Raw genomic sequence first — 15,368 nt, forward strand, 5'->3', positions numbered from 1 at the left:
GCGGGGCATCAGCCCACCACCTCCACCCCATGAATCCACCGCGGTCCGGCATCGATACCGTGCACGGCAAGCCACAGCGCCCGCCGCCGCCCACGCTGCAATCGCCGCTCTCGCCGCTCTCGCCGCTCCTGCCATTCCTCAAGAGTGAGGATGTACGGGCGGACCAGGGACGAGTCCTCGCCACGCAGCAGCCCCGAATCCCGGACGGACACACGTCGTGGAAGGACGAACGTCGGTGCGCCCTCGCGCCTTGCCGCGGGCGGTGTGCCGACCGACCGATGGCGGCCTGCCGCTGGCAGTAACCACTCCAACAGTGCCTCGGCGAGACGGGCGATACAGTTCCGCATGTCGACCTGCTCTCTCAGGTTGGCCACGCCCCCGGACGCTTGCCCGTCGCGGGGGTTTCGCGTGGCGATCAGTCGTTGTCCGGACCCACCCAGGCGGATACCGGGTGTAGTTCGTTGGTCACCAGAACAACGCAACTTCCCGTAGGATCGGGATACTTCAGCGCGGAAAACTGAAGTCGCCACTCATACGGCTTCCCCGTCCGTGATCGCATGACGAGAGGTCACAGCGTTGGACGAGACGAGCACATCCGAAGACTTCAATCAGCCGGTAAGCCCGCTTCAGCGCTTCGGGGCGGACGTCAGACGTGTGCGCCTGGGCCGCAAGATCACACAGAAGCAGCTGGGCAGAACGTCGGGTTACTCAGAGTCGTACATCAGCCAGGTCGAGTCCGGGAAGCTTCTGCCGAGCGAGAAGTTCGCCAACGCCTGTGACCTCATGTTCGGGACGAACGGGCTGTTCGCGGGCTTGCTCCATCGCATCGAGGAGGGGGACCACCCCTCACAGTTCGTGCCGTACGTCCAGTTGGAGCGGAAGGCTTCGGGCATCCTCGGCTTCTCGACGACCAGGGTCATGGGACTGCTTCAGACGAAGGAGTACGCACGTGCCATCTTCCGCGCCGGGCATCCGTGCCTGCCGGAAGAGGCGATCGAGGGCAAGGTAGCCGCGCGCATAAGGCGACGTGATGTCCTCAGCCAGGACCGGCCGCCGACGCTGTGGACCGTACTGCACGAGGCGTGTTTGCGCACTCACGTAGGCGGTCCATCGGTCATGGCCGGTCAGCTCGAGTACCTGGTGGAGTTAGCCGCTCGCCCCGGCATTGATCTCCAGGTGATCCCCTTTGCGGCGGGGGCGGCTGCTGCACACTCGGTGGCGTTCACGTTGCTCACCTTCAACGACGTGCCCACGGTGTTGTACGCGGATGATCCGCAGGGAGGGAGGCTGTGCCGCAGGGCAACGCCCGTTGCGGCCGCCGTGCAAAACTACGATCGGCTGCGGGCACACGCAATGCCCCCTGACGAGTCGCTGGCCTTCATCAAGACTGTGCGCGAGGAGTACACGCCATGAGCCCTGACTGGGAACTGACATCTGCTGATTGGATCAAGTCGTCTTACAGCTCATCGTCGGGCGGCGAGTGTGTGGAGTTCTCTCGAAGCTTCGCAGTATCCGGTCTGGTTCCTGTCAGGGATTCGAAGGACCCATCTGGAACTGCGCTGACCATATCGGCGGACGCCTGGTCTTCGTTTGTCTCCGCCGTGAAGCGCGAGAAGTTCCGAGCCTAGGCACCCTCCCAGAGTTCAAAGTGAGAGGCCCCCGTGATCGCGGGGGCCTTCGTCGTAGTGGTCGACGGTGAGTTCTTTCACGGCAGTCTCCCGTCGTCGAGGCGCAGTCGACTCCACCATGCCGAACGGGACCGGCGCCGTTCCGCCGATCCCGTTCACCCGAATGAGAAAGTCGCAGGTCAGCCGATACGTTCCAGCACCACGGGCGAGGCGGCGAAGCCTGCACCCGCCGCCCCGACCACGACCCCGCCCTCCAGCGCCTCCACCGCATACGGGATCTTCTCCGGCGTGTCCGTGTGAAGGGTCAGGAGCGGCTGGCCCGCCACGACCGCGTCCCCCGGTTTGGCGTGGAGTTCTACGCCCGCGCCTGCCTGGACCGGGTCCTCCTTGCGGGCGCGGCCGGCGCCCAGGCGCCAGGCGGCGAGGCCGATGGCGTAGGCGTCGAGGGTGGTGAGGACGCCGGAGGACGGGGCGGTGATGACGTGCTGCCCGCGGGCCACCGGGAGGGGGGCGTCGGGGTCGCCGCCCTGGGCGGTGATCATGCGGCGCCAGTGGTCCATGGCGGTGCCGTCGGCGAGGGCCTTGGCGGGGTCGGTGTCCTTCAGGCCCGCCGCGTCGAGCATCTCGCGGGCGAGGGCGAGGGTCAGTTCCACGACGTCGGCGGGGCCGCCGCCGGCCAGGACCTCGACGGATTCGCGGACTTCGAGGGCGTTGCCGACGGTCCGGCCGAGGGGGGTGGCCATGTCGGTGAGCAGGGCCGTGGTCCGAACGCCGTGGTCGGTGCCCAACTCGACCATGGTGGCGGCGAGTTCACGGGCGTCGTCGAGGTTCTTCATGAAGGCGCCGGAGCCGACCTTGACGTCCAGGACGAGGGAGCCGGTGCCCTCGGCGATCTTCTTGGACATGATCGAGGAGGCGATGAGGGGGATGGACTCGACGGTGCCGGTGACATCCCGGAGGGCGTAGAGCTTTTTGTCGGCGGGGGCGAGGCCGTCACCCGCGGCGCAGATGACGGCGCCGGCGGAGCGCAGGACGTCCAGCATCTCGGTGTTGGAGAGGTGGGCGCGCCAGCCGGGAAGGGATTCGAGCTTGTCGAGGGTGCCGCCGGTGTGGCCCAGGCCGCGGCCGGAGAGCTGGGGGACGGCGGCGCCGCAGGCGGCGACGAGGGGGGCGAGGGGGAGGGTGATCTTGTCGCCGACGCCGCCCGTGGAGTGTTTGTCGGTGGTGGGGCGGGTGAGGGCGGAGAAGTCCATGCGCTCGCCGGAGGCGATCATGGCGGCGGTCCAGCGGGCGATCTCCGTGCGGTTCATGCCGTTGAGGAAGATGGCCATGGCCAGCGACGACATCTGTTCGTGGGCGACCTCGCCGCGGGTGTAGGCGTCGATGACCCAGTCGATCTGCTCGCCGGTCAGCTCGCCGCGGTCGCGCTTGGTGCGGATGACGGAGATGACGTCCATGGACGGTTCCTTTCGCACGGGTGGCTCCCGTTCTCTACGCCTACGTTCTACACGCATAGACACGAGGGTGGCCAGACCGGACGGGATCCGGCCACCCTCGTGCGTCAGGAGGCCAGATGCCCCGGCCCGAACGCATCCGGCAGGAGGTCGGACAGCGGCCGGACGCCGGCGGCCGTGTCGACCAGGAGGTCCGGGCCGCCGTGCTCGTACAGCAGCTGGCGGCAGCGGCCGCAGGGAACGAGGAGTTCGCCCGCGCCGTCGACGCAGGTGAAGGCCGTCAGCCGGCCGCCGCCGCCCGCGAACAGGGCGGAGACCAGGCCGCATTCGGCGCACAGCGCCAGGCCGTAGGAGGCGTTCTCGACGTTGCAGCCGGTGACGGTGCGGCCGTCGTCCACAAGGGCGGCGGCGCCGACGGGGTAGCCGGAATACGGGGCGTAGGCCCGGGACATCGCGTCCCGGGCCTGCGTCCGCAGTGACTCCCAGTCGGGAGCTGTGATCACTTGCCCTGGCCTCTCCGGTAGATCTTGCCGATGGCCTTCGGCGGCCGCAGCCGCTGCGCGGCCAGCGAGAGCACCAGCAGCGTAGCGATGTACGGGGCGACACCGACGATCTCCAGGGGGACCGTGTCGGTGGTGGCGTACCAGACGGCGAGCAGGGCGGCGGCGGCCAGGCTGATCGCGGCCTGGATGCGCTGCCCGCCGCGCAGCTTCCACAGCGCCAGGCCGACCAGCAGCACGGCGAGCAGGAGCAGCAGGGCGTGGACGGTGGGGCCGCCGCCGCGCAGCTGGAGCGCGTCCATGAAGCCGAACAGACCGGCGCCCATGGCGACACCACCCGGCCGCCAGTTGCCGAAGATCATGGTGGCGAGACCGATGTAGCCGCGGCCGCCGGTCTGGCCGTCCTGGTAGATGTGGACGTAGATCGCCAGGAACGCGCCGCCGAGGCCGGCCAGCGCACCGGAGACGACCACCGCCGCGTACTTGTAGCGGTAGACGTTGACGCCCAGCGACTCGGCCGCGATCGGGCCCTCGCCGCAGGAGCGCAGCCGCAGGCCGAAGGGGGAGCGCCACAGGACGAAGAAGGTGAGCACGAAGACGACGGCGGTCGCCACGGTCAGCCAGGAGACGTTGGTGACCAGGGAGCCGGCGATGCCGGCCACGTCGGAGACCAGGAACCAGTGGTGCTGCTCGACGGCGGAGAGCCAGTGGGACAGGCCGGGGACGGTGAACGTCGGCATATCGGGCATCGGTGGCGACTGCTTGTCGTTGCCGCCGGCGGCCGCCGCCGCGCTGCCGTCCGCGCCGAACCACAGCTTGGCGAGGAACTGGGTCAGGCCGAGCGCCATGATGTTGATGGCGACGCCGGAGATGATGTGGTCGACGCCGAAGGTGACGGTGACGACGGCGTGCAGCAGTCCGCCGAGCGCGCCGCCGAGAATACCGGCCGCCGCCGCGGCCCACGGGCCGTGCTGCCAGCCGACCGCGCCCGCGGAGAAGGCGCCGAGCATCATCATGCCTTCGAGGCCGATGTTGATGACCCCGGACCGCTCGGCCCACAGACCGCCCAGGCCGGCCAGGCCGATCGGTACGGCGGCGTTGAGCGCGGCGGTGTACTGGCCGGATTCGGTCAGGTTGGTGGCGCCGGTGATCACCCGCAGCAGGGACAGCAGGATCAGGCTGCCCGAGACGATCAGCAGGACCTTGGGGTAGCTGAGCTTGGCCCGGGGGGTCTTGGGCTTGTGGTGCTGGGGGCTCTGGTCGACCGGAGCCGTGAGGTTCGTACTCACGAGGACACCTCCGCCTTCTCGGTCTTACGGGCCTGGGCGGCGAGCTCCGCGCCGACCTGCCGCTGCTGGAGTCTGAGGCCGTAGCGCCGCACGAGTTCGTAGGCGACGACGACGCACAGGACGATGACGCCCTGCATCACGCCGACGATCTCCTGCTGGTAGTCCTCGAATTCGAGCTGGGTGCCGGTCCGTTCGAGGAAGCCCCACAGCAGCGCGGCGGCGGCCATTCCGACCGGGTGGTTGCGGCCCAGCAGCGCGATGGCGATGCCGGTGAAGCCGATGCCGATGGGGAAGTCGGTGCCGTAGTTGTACGACTCGCCGAGCAGCGTCGGCATGCCGATCAGGCCGGCTGCGGCGCCGGACAGCAGCATGGAGGTGACGATCATCCGCTTGACGCCGACACCGCCCGCCTCGGCCGCGGACTCGGACTGGCCGACCGTGCGGAGGTCGAAGCCGAAGCGGGTGCGGTTGAGCACGAACCAGTACGCGAAGCCGACGACGACGGCGACGACGAGGAAGCCGTCGAGGGGAGCGGGCTGGGTGGGGATGCTGAAGAAATGGCTGGAGGCCGGGAGGCTCGGCGTGTGGAAGAGGTTGCCGTCCTTGACCGCGAGCCGGCCGTCCTGGAGGAAGTAGCCGATGACCGCGGCCGCGATGGCGTTCAGCATGATCGTGGTGATCACCTCGCTGACGCCGCGCGTGGTCTTCAGCAGGCCCGCGATGCCCGCCCAGACCGAGCCGACCAGCATCGCGACGAGGATGATCAGCGGGATCTGGAGGAAGCCGGGGAGCGTCAGCGCACCGCCGACCACGGCGGCGAAGAACGCCGCGATGCGGTACTGGCCGTCGACGCCGATGTTGAAGAGGTTCATCCGGAAGCCGATGGCGACGGCCAGCGCGGACAGGTAGTACGGAACCGCCTTGTTGATGATCCAGACCTGGCTGTCGCTCTTGGAGCCGAAGTCGAGCATCACCGCGTAGGCGTGCAGCGGGTCCTTGCCGGTGGCCAGGATGATCACCGAGGTGATCAGCAGGGCGGCCACGATGGCGAGTACGGGGGCGGCGATCCCGAGGATCACCTTGTTCTTGTCGAACCTGGCGGACTTCTTCACTCGGACCCACCTTCCTCCGTGCGGCCCTCGGCGGGGCCGTCCTCGGACACGGTCAGGTGGCCGGTAGCGGCGCCGGTCATGGCCGAGCCCAACTCCTCCGGGGTGATGGTGGCGGGGTCCGCGTCCGCGACCAGGCGGCCGCGGTACATCACCCGCAGGGTGTCGGACAGCCCGATGAGTTCGTCCAGGTCGGCGGAGATCAGCAGGACGGCCAGCCCTTCGCGGCGGGCCTCGCGTATCTGGTCCCAGATCTGTGCCTGGGCGCCGACGTCCACGCCCCGGGTGGGGTGCGCGGCGATCAGCAGCTTGGGGTGATGGCTCATCTCACGGCCGACGATCAGCTTCTGCTGGTTGCCGCCGGAGAGCGAGGCCGCGGTGACCTCGATGCCGGGGGTACGGACGTCGTACTCGGCGACGATCCGCTCGGTGTCGGCGCGGGCGGCCTTCAGGTCGAGCAGCAGGCCCTTGGCGTTGGGCTTCTCGGTGACATGGCCCAGGATGCGGTTCTCCCACAGGGGGGCCTCCAGCAGCAGGCCGTGCCGGTGGCGGTCCTCGGGGATGTAGCCGATGCCGTCCTCACGCCGGGTGCGGGTGGGCAGACGGCTGATGTCGCTGCCGTCCAGCGTGATGGTGCCGCTGTCGGGGTCGCGCATGCCCATGATGGCCTCGACCAGTTCGGCCTGGCCGTTGCCCTCCACACCCGCGATGCCCAGGACCTCGCCCTTGTGGATGGTCAGCGACACATCGTCCAGGACGATGCGCTCGACTCCCTCGGCGTCGGCGGTGCTCAGCCGCAGCCCTTCGGCCTTCAGCATCTCCACATCCGTGACGGTGGACTCGCGGGTCTGCGGAGAGGGCAGTTCGCTGCCGACCATCAGCTCGGCGAGCTGCTTGGGCGTGGTCTCGCCGGGGACGACGGAGGCGACGGTGGTGCCGCGCCGGATGACGGTGATGTCATCGGCGACCGAGAGCACCTCTCCCAGCTTGTGGGAGATGAAGATGACGGTCAGGCCCTCGGCCTTGAGCTCACGCAGGTTGTCGAAGAGCGCATCGACCTCCTGCGGGACCAGGACGGCGGTCGGCTCGTCGAGGATGAGCGTACGGGCGCCGCGGTAGAGAACCTTGAGGATCTCCACCCGCTGGCGGTCGGCGACGCCGAGGTCCTCGACGAGGACGTCGGGGCGGACACCGAGGCCGTAGCGCTCGGAGATCTTGAGGATCTCGGTGCGGGCCTTGCCGCCGATGCCGTGCAGCTTCTCGCCGCCGAGAACGACGTTCTCCAGAACGGTGAGGTTGTCGGCGAGCATGAAGTGCTGGTGCACCATGCCGATGCCGCGGGCGATGGCGTCGGCCGGGCTGTGGAAGCTCACCCGTTCGCCGTCGATGCCGATGGTGCCCTCGTCCGGCTTCTGCATGCCGTAGAGGATCTTCATCAGCGTGGACTTGCCCGCGCCGTTCTCGCCGACCAGCGCGTGCACGGTGCCGCGGCGGATGGTGATGTCGATGTCGTGGTTGGCGACTACTCCCGGGAACCGCTTGGTGATCCCGCGGAGTTCCACCGCCGGTGCGGCGGCGGGGGCGCTGTCTGCCTGGGTGCTGCTGGACGCTTTGATGGCGCACTCTCCTTGGGGGACAGGGAGTGGTACAGAGGAGCGGGGAGGCGAAGATATCGCGCCAACTCCCCGCTACGCGCGTAGTGTTGACGCCGAAAAAAGCCGAAAAACCTGCCGGATCGCTCCGGCGAACGGCCCGGCGCGGCGGCGTGCTGCCGTCGCGCCGGGCGGAGAGACCCTACTGCTTGGCGGGGGTGTCGCTGACCTTCACCTGGCCCGACGCGATCTTCTTCTTCGCCGCGTCGATCTTGGCCTGGATGTCCTTGATGAAGCCGCCCGAGGTGGACAGCCGCACGCCGTTGTCCTTGAGCGTGTAGCTCTTGTTGCCGGTCAGCGGCTTCTTGTCGTGCACGCTCTGGACCAGGTCGTACACCGCCACGTCGACGTTCTTCATGACCGACGTGAGGATCGAGTTCTTGTACTGGGCCAGGCCCGGCTGGAGGTACTGGTCGGAGTCGACGCCGATCGCCCAGGTGCCCTTCTTGCCGGCGACCGTCTCGATCGAACCGTTGCCGGACTGGCCGGCCGCGGTGTAGATCACGTCGATACCGGCGTCGAGCATGCCCTTGGCCTTGCCCTTCGCGGCGGCCGGGTCGTTGAAGCCCTTGTCGTCGTTGGCGTAGAGGTACTCGGAGGTGACCTTCGCCTTGGGGTCGGTCTCCTTGACGCCCTGCTCGAAGCCGGCCTGGAACTTCTGGATCAGCGCGTTGTTCACTCCGCCGATGAAGCCGACCTTGTGGGTCTTGCTCTTCAGCGCGGCGGCGACACCGGCCAGGTAGGAGGCCTCGTTCTCGGCGAAGACCATGCCGTAGACGTTCTTGGCCTGGGAGGGGGAGTCGACGACGCCGAAGGTGGTCTTCGGGAACTGCTTGGCGACCTTGTTGACGGACTTGCCGTAGTTGAAGCCGACGCCGATGACGGGGTTGTAGCCCGCCTCGGCCAGCGAGGACAGGCGCTGCTCGCGGTCCGCCTCGGTCTCGCCGTTCTTGGCGGTCATCATCTTGGACTTCACGCCGAAGTCCTTCTGGGCCTTGTCCACGCCACGAGCCGCCGCCTCGTTGAACGAGTGGTCGTCCCGGCCGCCGACGTCGAAGGCGAGCCCGACGCCCTTGTCCTTGCCGCCGGCTTCGGTGGACGACTCGCCGCAGGCGCTCAGCGAGAGTGTGAGGGCCGCGGTGGCTATGCCCGCGGCAACGATCTTGGATACCCGGTGCACGAGGGCCCCTTCGACTCGTAGCGCCACCCTTGGCGCCGACTGTCGGGAGATTAACGCGCGTAGACCTGGCGCAAAACCCTTCGCCGTGTGGACGTTATCGATTCGTCGCGAAGGGACTCAGCGTGACCGGATGGCCACCATCGGCGATGTGGCGGTGGAGGGCCGGTCGGGGTGGGGGCCGACCGGCTCGCGTTCAAGATCGCATCGAGCGGGCCGGGCGGTCAGTCCGCGCGAGCCCCGTCGAGCAGCGCCGCGGCCGTGAAGAGTTCGATGCCCACGCGGATGGCCTCCTCGTCCACGTCGAAGTCGCCGCGGTGCAGGTCGTACTGGTGGTGGGCGCCGGGCGGGCGGACGCCGAGGCGGGCCATGGCGCCGGGGACGTGTTCGAGGTACCAGGAGAAGTCCTCGCCGCCGAGGGACTGTTCGGTGTTCTCGACGGAGTGCAGACCGCGGCGGGCGGTCATGGCGTCCTGGAGCAGCTCGACGCTGGTGGTCTCGTTGACGACGGGCGGGACGCCGCGGACGTAGGTGATCTGGGACTTGGCGCCGTACAGGGTGGCGACCTCGTCGATGGCGGCGTGGACGAGGTCGGCGGCCTGGTGCCAGGCGTCGAGATCGAGGCAGCGGACCGTGCCGGAGAGGCCGGCGCGCTGGGGGATCACATTGGCGGCGTGGCCGGATTCCAGGCGGCCCCAGGTGATGGCCAGACCCGCCCGGGAGTCGACCCGGCGGGCGAGCAGCGCCGGGACGTCGATGGCGATACGGGCGGCGGCGGTGACCATATCGGTGGTCAGGTGGGGGCGGGCGGTGTGGCCGCCGGGGCCTTCGAGATCGATTTCGAGGCGGTCGCAGGCCGAGGTGATCGCTCCGGTGCGCAGGCCGATCCGCCCGGCGTCGACGCGCGGATCGCAGTGGACGGCCAGGATGCGGGAGACGCCCTCCAGGACGCCGGACTCGATCGCGTCGGAGGCGCCGCCCGGCAGGACTTCCTCCGCGGGCTGGAACAGCAGGCGTACGGGGCGGGGCAGCCGTCCCTCGCGGGCCAGATCGGCCAGCACCAGGCCGGTGCCGAGGACCGCGGTGGTGTGGACGTCGTGGCCGCAGGCGTGGGCGCGGCCGGGGACCGTGGAGGCGTAGGGGACGGTCTTGATGTCGGGGATGGGCAGGGCGTCGATGTCCGCGCGCAGGGCCAGGAGCCCGGGGCCGTCGGCGCCGTCGGCCGTACCGGCGCCGGCGGCCGTACCCGTTGCGGCGTCCGTACCGATGTCACAGATGAGGCCGGTGCCGGTGGCCAGGACCTGCGGGTGCAGACCGGCCTGCTCCAGGCGCTCCTTGATCGCCGCGGTGGTGCGGAGCTCCTGGTTGCCGAGCTCGGGGTGCATGTGCAAGTCGCGGCGGAAGTCGATGAGTTCGGGCAGGAGGGCCTCGGGGAGGGTACCGGGGAGCGACATCAGTTCGTTCACCCGTTGAAGGTTACGGGCCCCAAGGGGGCAACTGTCCCTCGATCAACAAAAGTTCAGCCCGATAGGGGAAGAAAATCAGCCTGGGTGGTGCATGGATGGAGTGCACGGCGGGTATGAACGTGAGTTTCTCCCGGGGGGCGTGCCGCAGGGCCCCGGGCGCCCCGGGGTCCCCTCGGCCGCACCGTGTCACCCCGCGGCCAGCCCCTTGGGCTCGGCCGCGCCCTGGAGCCGTCGTACCTCGCGTGCGGTGCCGGTGACCCCGTCGAGGAAGCCCTGGGCGCGCGGCGAGGCGTGATCCGTCAGCCAGGTGGGGTCGATATCGCAGACGGCGACCTCCACCTCGGTGCCGCGCAGCGCGAGCGGCAGCGTGTGCACGACGGTGGAGGGGAAGCTGAGGATGAGGCGTCCTATGGGGCCGCGGCGGGCGATGAGCTCCAGGGGGAGGTCGGGGCGGACGATCTCCAGGCCGGTCTCGGCGGCGAGCCGGCGGAGCTTGTCGGTGCTTTCGCGACGGTGGGCGAAGTAGCGGGTGGCGCCGTGGGCGCGGGCCAGGGTCCGTACGGCTTCCAGATAGCGGTCGGCGTCGACCACGCCGGTCTCCACCAGCGAGGTGCCGACGATGTCGGTGCCGCGGGTCAGCAGGGGCGGGCCGAAGCGGGCGCGGGTCCAGGCGAAGTCGTTGGTGGTGACCTGGACGCCGGGCGGGACCTCGACGGGCATGGAGCTGAACAGGCCGATGGCGCGGGCGCGGCGGGCGCCCTCGGGGGCCGGGGTCAGGCGCCGGCGGGCGGTGTTCGCGAAGGGGGCGAAGAGCAGATCGCGGGCGCCGCGTCCGCTGCCGTGCCGGTGCCAGCGCACCAGCCGTTCGCCGCGGGCGAGTTGGCCGATGAACTCCATGGTGGCGGTGCCGTCGTCGACGACGACGAGATCGCGTGCCTTGGTGAGGGTGAGGAGCAGTTGCACGTAGCGGGAGAAGGGGTCACCGAGGACGATGCGACGGGCGCGGCGCAGGAGAGGGGTGAGGCCGCCGACGGTGCGCAGGGGTGCCGTCGGGCCGCCGCGGGCCTCTTCCCAGCGGACCGTATGGCCCTCGTCGCGGGCGAGTTCGGCCATCCGGCGCAGCTGGCCGCGGGTCATCGGGTCGTGCGGGGAGAGCACGACGACGGTGAGGGCGGCGGCCTCGGCGGTGTGGGCCCATTCGAGGACGTTCAGCAGCTGGACCGGGCTCTCGACGAAGGCGAGGGTTCCGGTGGGCGGTTCCACGGGGGCCGTGCTCATGTCGTCACCGCTGGATTCGGTCCGGTTGCGCTGCCGGGGCACGCCGAGGAGACGACGGGCGGGAGTACCCGTCGTCTCCTCGGGCGGGACGCCGGCGCCGGGTGCGCGGGTCCCTTCGGGTGAGCTCACTCGCGGAACTCCTGTCTGCCGGGCGGTCAGACGGCGGCCGGCTCACGGTCGGCCTCGGCCTCGGCCACCACACCGGCGACGCGGCGCAGCTTCTTCATCGGGCCGAGCTCGGACTCGTAGACCTTCTTGACGCCGTCGCCGAGGGAGTCCTCGATGGTGCGGATGTCGCGGACCAGGCGGGCCAGGCCGCCGGGCTCGACGGAGGCGGCCTGGTCGGAGCCCCACATGGCGCGGTCGAGGGTGATGTGGCGCTCGACGAAGGTGGCGCCGAGGGCGACGGCGGCGAGGGTGGTCTGGAGGCCGGTCTCGTGGCCGCTGTAGCCGATCGGGACGTTGGGGTACTCGTCCTGAAGGGTGTTGATCATGCGCAGGTTGAGCTCCTCGGCCTTGGCCGGGTAGGTGCTGGTGGCGTGGCAGAGCAGGATGTTGTCGCTGCCCAGGACCTCGACCGCGTGGCGGATCTGCTTCGGGGTGGACATGCCGGTGGAGAGGATGACGGTGCGGCCGGTGGCGCGCATGGCGCGCAGCAGCTCGTCGTCGGTGAGGGAGGCGGAGGCGACCTTGTAGCAGGGCACCTCGAACTTCTCCAGGAAGGCGACGGACTCGACGTCCCACGGGGAGGCGAACCACGCGATGCCGCGCTTCTTGCAGTACTCGTCGATGGCGCGGTAGCCGTCCTCGTCGAACTCCACGCGGTGGCGGTAGTCGATGTAGGTCATCCGGCCCCAGGGGGTGTCGCGCTCGATGTCCCACTGGTCGCGCGGGGTGCAGATCTCCGGGGTCCGCTTCTGGAACTTGACGGCGTCGCAGCCGGCGTCGGCGGCGGCGTCGATCAGGGCGAAGGCGTTCTCCAGGTCGCCGTTGTGGTTGATGCCGATCTCGCCGGTGATGTAGACGGGGCGGCCGGGACCGGCCTCGCGGGTGCCGAGGGTGCGGAGGCGGGAGGTGCTGCTCATGGGGAGGATTCCTTCGTGTGGATAAGGGGTGTGTGTTGGGGGGGTGGATCGGGGGGTCTGTTGGTGGGGTTCGGGGAGGTACGGGGCGTGTAACGGGGTTACAGGGACGGGCCCAGGAGCCAGCCGGCGATCTCGCGGATCGCGCCGCTGCCTCCGGGGGTCGCGGTGACCGCGCGGGCCGCACCGCGCACCACGTCGTGTGCCGAGGCGACCGCCACCGGCCAGCCGACGAGGTCGAAGCACGGCAGGTCGTTGACGTCGTTGCCGACGTAGAGGACCCGCTCGGGGTCGGTGCCGGTCTCCTCGCACCACTGCTTGAGGGCCAGGTCCTTACGGTCGATGCCGTGCAGGACGGGCACCTGGAGCTTGCGGGCGCGGGCGGCGACCACCGGGTTCTGCTCGGTGGACAGGATCAGCAGTTTCAGCTCCGCCTTGCGCAGCGCGGCGATGCCCAGGCCGTCGCCGCGGTGGACGGCGACGATCTCCCGGCCGTCGGCGTCGATCAGCACCCGGTCGTCGGTCTGGGTGCCGTCGAAGTCCAGGACGACCGCGTCGATGTCGTCGGTGGTGGGCAGCGCGCCGGGGCGGTCCGCGTCGAAGAGCGGCGCGAGGGCGCGGGCGCGGGCCAGGTCGTGCGGATCGTCGATCTCCAGCACCCGGGCGGGGTCGGTGCGGATGAGTTCGGTACGGCCGAAGAAGCGGTGGCCGGCGGTGCGGAAGCCGGCCGCGTCCATGGCGTAGGCGGCGCCGGTCTCCAGCAGGTCCTGGGGGCGGTCCTGGCGGCGCGGCCGGAAGGACTTGTCGTGGTTGACGCCGTGGCCGCCGTCGGTCGTGTGGGCCTCCGGTTCGGCGTCGCGCCAGACGAAGCCGTGGAAGGGCGCGACGGTCAGCGCGCTGTCGGCGCCGCCCTCGACGACCGCCGCGGCGACCCCGTCGATGTCCTCACGGACGATGAACGGGCTGGTGCACTGGACCAGGAGCACCGCATCGACCCGGGCGCCGTGCTCCGCCTCGTAGGCGTCCATGGCGTGCAGCACCGCGGCCTCGCTGGTGGCGGTGTCGCCCGCGATCTCGCCGGGGCGCCGTACGACGACCGCTCCGGCGCTGCGGGCGGCGGCCGCGATCCCGGCGTCGTCGGTGGAGACGACGACGTCGGTCACCAGGCGGGCGGCCCGGCATTCGCGGATCGCACGGGCGACCAGCGGCACTCCCCCGACGGCGGCGAGGTTCTTGGCGGGGACGCCCTTGGATCCGCCGCGGGCGGGGATGACGACCACAACAGTCGGTGGCATTGCGGGCTCCTTGGCGGGTGGGGTGTCGGGGGCGCTCACAGCTGGCCCCATCGGCGGATGGCGGGGGCGACGCGCTGGACGCCGTGGCGGTAGGCACCGCGGGCGGCCTCGCGGACCGTCTCGCGGGCGATCCTGCGCAGCCCGCCGGCCTCCTCGGGGGCCTCCGTATGGCCGGCGAGCGGCTCGCCCCGGGGGTCCAGGCCGTGCCGGGCGAGCATGCCGGGGAGGTAGCCGGGGGCGGTGCGCGGTGTGTAGTACGGGGCCAGGGGCGGCAGCCGGTCGGCCTCGCGCAGTGCGGTGACGCGGTCGCGGGCCGCGTCGAAGGCTTTCTCGTACGGACCGTCGGAGGCGACGCCCTGCCGGGCCAGCCAGTCCGCGTCGGGCTCCGGGCGGTGTCCGGCGTCCAGCTCGTCCCAGGAGGCCAGGCAGCCGGAGCCGAGGAAGTGGTGGTTGCCGAGGACTTCCCGTACGCCGAGGTCGGTGAGGACGGCGGTGGGGATGCCGCGGTGCAGCGACTCCAGGGCGGCGGTGGAGCTGACGGTGACCAGCAGGTCGGTGCGGTCGAGGACCTCGCCCATGTTCCCGTACACCAGGCGGCAGTTGGCGGGCAGTCCGCCGGGGGCCTTGGCGGCGAGCTTCTGGTACGGGAGTTCCTCGATGTGCGTGGTGTGCTCGCCGGGCTTGCTGCGCAGCTTGATCAGCACCTCGCGTTCGGGGTGCTTGCGGGCGTGTTCCACGGCGCGGCGCAGCAGATACGTGCGGTCGGCGCGGCTGTCCGGGACGGAGGGCTGGGCGGCGAACACCACGGTGTAGGGGTCGTGTTCGCCGGTGTAGCTCTCCCCGCCGAGGAAGGGGAGGGCGCATTCGACGACGCTGGAGTCGTCGGCGCCGACGCCGCGGTAGACCGCGCGGAACCGGTCCGCGTCGTGACGGGAGTTGGCGAGGACGACGTCCGCGCCGTGCCGCAGCAGCAGTCCGTCGGCGAGTTTTTCGTAGACGACGCCGACATAGCCGGTGACGACGACGGGGCGGCGGTCCGCTCCCTGCCAGGCGCGGGCGAGCCCGTGCAGCACCGCTTGCACCGCACCGCCTACACAGGCGAGCACCACGACGTCGTATCCACTACCGTCGGCGGCACGGTCGATCTTCCGTACGCTGCGTTTCATTTCGTTCAGGAAGTCGATGCCGCGGATTTCGCGCAGCGAGTCCGCACGGGCGCCGACCTCGTCGAGCTGGCGGACCGTGGGCGTGGCGCGGCCGCGCAGCAAAAAACCGTCGAGCTGGATGTCCGATTGGATTCGGTACGCTGTCAAAGCGCCCCATTTCCACCGGGTGTCCGAGTCGGCGAGTACGGCGACGCGCGGCGTGGAAGCGGTACGTGATGGCACGTTGAAGACGCTAGGAAGGCATTCCGTTTGTCGGGCCAACTGGGCCGCAA

13 protein-coding genes are annotated in these 15,368 nt (G+C 70.2%); 2 read left to right on the plus strand and 11 right to left on the minus strand.

Annotation, left to right across the window (positions count from 1 at the left end):
• Nucleotides 1-576 precede the first annotated feature (576 nt).
• Both SNA_RS34345 and SNA_RS40805 read left to right on the plus strand, forming a co-directional pair.
• The gene (locus SNA_RS34345; RefSeq protein WP_030066833.1) at nucleotides 577-1,413 is read left to right on the plus strand and encodes a helix-turn-helix domain-containing protein; all 837 of its coding nucleotides are present in this window, start codon (nucleotides 577-579) and stop codon (nucleotides 1,411-1,413) included.
• Nucleotides 1,410-1,628, plus strand: a complete 219-nt coding sequence (locus SNA_RS40805; protein ID WP_078970387.1) for a DUF397 domain-containing protein — start codon at nucleotides 1,410-1,412, stop codon at nucleotides 1,626-1,628. The genes SNA_RS34345 and SNA_RS40805 overlap by 4 nt, the downstream gene beginning before the upstream one ends.
• 179 nt (nucleotides 1,629-1,807) lie before the next feature.
• Here SNA_RS40805 and SNA_RS34350 read toward each other — a convergent pair whose 3' ends face one another.
• The 11 genes from SNA_RS34350 to SNA_RS34400 all read right to left on the minus strand — a co-directional run bounded on the left by SNA_RS34350 (nucleotide 1,808) and on the right by SNA_RS34400 (nucleotide 15,318).
• Complete coding sequence (locus SNA_RS34350; protein WP_044368178.1) at nucleotides 1,808-3,085, minus strand: thymidine phosphorylase; 1,278 nt, start codon at nucleotides 3,083-3,085, stop codon at nucleotides 1,808-1,810.
• Between the two features lie 104 nt (nucleotides 3,086-3,189).
• Entirely contained in the window at nucleotides 3,190-3,585 is a 396-nt protein-coding gene (locus SNA_RS34355) for a cytidine deaminase (protein ID WP_078970388.1), read from the minus strand.
• Nucleotides 3,582-4,871: an ABC transporter permease gene (locus tag SNA_RS34360; RefSeq protein ID WP_044368180.1), complete on the minus strand. Its 1,290-nt coding sequence runs from the start codon at nucleotides 4,869-4,871 to the stop codon at nucleotides 3,582-3,584. Before SNA_RS34360 ends, SNA_RS34355 begins: the two co-directional genes overlap by 4 nt.
• Nucleotides 4,868-5,983 (minus strand): ABC transporter permease, encoded by a 1,116-nt coding sequence (locus SNA_RS34365; protein WP_030066827.1) that lies wholly within the window; start codon nucleotides 5,981-5,983, stop codon nucleotides 4,868-4,870. The genes SNA_RS34360 and SNA_RS34365 overlap by 4 nt, the downstream gene beginning before the upstream one ends.
• Nucleotides 5,980-7,596 carry an ABC transporter ATP-binding protein gene (locus SNA_RS34370; protein WP_104532129.1) on the minus strand — a complete coding sequence of 539 codons (1,617 nt, stop codon included), beginning with the start codon at nucleotides 7,594-7,596 and terminating at the stop codon, nucleotides 5,980-5,982. Before SNA_RS34370 ends, SNA_RS34365 begins: the two co-directional genes overlap by 4 nt.
• A gap of 178 nt (nucleotides 7,597-7,774) precedes the next feature.
• Nucleotides 7,775-8,812, minus strand: coding sequence for a BMP family lipoprotein (locus SNA_RS34375; protein ID WP_030066825.1), 1,038 nt, complete (start codon nucleotides 8,810-8,812; stop codon nucleotides 7,775-7,777).
• A gap of 221 nt (nucleotides 8,813-9,033) precedes the next feature.
• Nucleotides 9,034-10,263, minus strand: coding sequence for an amidohydrolase (locus tag SNA_RS34380; RefSeq protein ID WP_044368412.1), 1,230 nt, complete (start codon nucleotides 10,261-10,263; stop codon nucleotides 9,034-9,036).
• A 198-nt stretch (nucleotides 10,264-10,461) separates the two neighbouring features.
• Entirely contained in the window at nucleotides 10,462-11,553 is a 1,092-nt protein-coding gene (locus SNA_RS34385; RefSeq protein WP_044368414.1) for a hypothetical protein, read from the minus strand.
• A gap of 155 nt (nucleotides 11,554-11,708) precedes the next feature.
• Nucleotides 11,709-12,638 (minus strand): N-acetylneuraminate synthase family protein, encoded by a 930-nt coding sequence (locus tag SNA_RS34390; protein WP_030066821.1) that lies wholly within the window; start codon nucleotides 12,636-12,638, stop codon nucleotides 11,709-11,711.
• Nucleotides 12,639-12,736: 98 nt separating this feature from the next.
• A complete protein-coding gene (locus SNA_RS34395) occupies nucleotides 12,737-13,930 on the minus strand; it encodes an acylneuraminate cytidylyltransferase (protein WP_030066820.1) in 1,194 nt (397 codons plus the stop codon).
• Nucleotides 13,931-13,965: 35 nt separating this feature from the next.
• Nucleotides 13,966-15,318 carry a DUF6716 putative glycosyltransferase gene (locus SNA_RS34400; RefSeq protein WP_078970389.1) on the minus strand — a complete coding sequence of 451 codons (1,353 nt, stop codon included), beginning with the start codon at nucleotides 15,316-15,318 and terminating at the stop codon, nucleotides 13,966-13,968.
• Nucleotides 15,319-15,368: the final 50 nt, after the last annotated feature.

It is taken from the genome of Streptomyces natalensis ATCC 27448 (assembly GCF_000935125.1).
Classification (GTDB): Bacteria; Actinomycetota; Actinomycetes; order Streptomycetales; family Streptomycetaceae; genus Streptomyces; species Streptomyces natalensis.